This is a genomic window from Paraglaciecola sp. MB-3u-78 (genome assembly GCF_002835935.1).
GTDB lineage: Bacteria > Pseudomonadota > Gammaproteobacteria > Enterobacterales > Alteromonadaceae > Paraglaciecola.
In genome coordinates this window covers 1-419 of the sequence record NZ_PJCF01000066.1, presented here as the reverse complement: position 1 = coordinate 419, position 419 = coordinate 1, and the positions used below count along the sequence as shown (strand labels likewise).

Genomic DNA, 419 nt, shown 5'->3' with positions numbered 1-419 from the left:
TAAATTGTGGGGTGAAACCCATTTGGCAAACGAGACAGTAGAAGAAAACAGTGGCTTAGGCAAAGCGATAAAATACTTTATCAAACACTATGCAGGACTGAGCCTGTTTTGCAGCGTGCCCGGTGCAAAAATCGACAATAACGGCATCGAAGCGATGCTGAAAATTGTAGTGAGAGACAGAAAAAACGCGATGTTCCATAAAACATTACTGGGCGCGACAATCGGAGATGTCATCACCTCGATGATAGCAACCGGTATGGAAGCGGGCGTCAACGTTATGGATTACTTTACGCTACTGCAACGGGAGCAAGCACAAGCTAAGGCCCATCCCGAAAAATACTTACCCTGGAATTATCAGGAAAATAGCTAAGCACGATCCCAATAAACATCGGCTGACGTAGGCTTTTTGCCTAGGTCAA

The 419-nt window shown here is 45.3% G+C and carries 1 protein-coding gene; it reads left to right on the top strand.

Annotated elements, in window-relative coordinates; genetic code table 11:
* Positions 1-370, top strand: a 370-nt coding sequence (locus CXF95_RS26355; RefSeq protein WP_232788056.1) for a transposase, incomplete at its 5' end; no start/stop codon positions are given.
* Positions 371-419 lie beyond the last annotated feature (49 nt).